Raw genomic sequence first — 278 nt, 5'->3', positions numbered from 1 at the left:
CGGGCGCGTCGTATCCCGGTGGACTACGCCTCCCACACGAGGCACGTCGAAGCCATCGAGACCGAACTGGCCGAGGTGCTCGCGGCGGTCTCCCCCCGCTCGGGTGAGGTGCCGTTCTTCTCCACCACCGAGGCCGAACTCATCGACACCGCCGGTCTGGACGGCGGCTACTGGTATCGCAACCTGCGCCAGCGCGTGCGGTTCGCCGACGCCGTCCAGGGCCTGGTCGAGCAGGGATACTCCGCGTTCGTGGAGGTCAGCTCCCACCCCGTCCTCGG

General features: G+C 69.8%; 1 protein-coding gene. It reads left to right on the top strand.

Going from position 1 to position 278, the window contains the following annotated elements; translation table 11 throughout:
- A partial coding sequence (locus tag IH68_RS51460; protein WP_159403915.1) for an acyltransferase domain-containing protein occupies positions 1 to 278 on the top strand: 278 nt, incomplete at both ends.

This window comes from Streptomyces sp. NRRL S-646 (genome assembly GCF_000720765.1).
In the GTDB taxonomy this organism is placed as follows: Bacteria; Actinomycetota; Actinomycetes; order Streptomycetales; family Streptomycetaceae; genus Streptomyces.
This window is presented reverse-complemented; position numbering and strand designations above follow the sequence as displayed.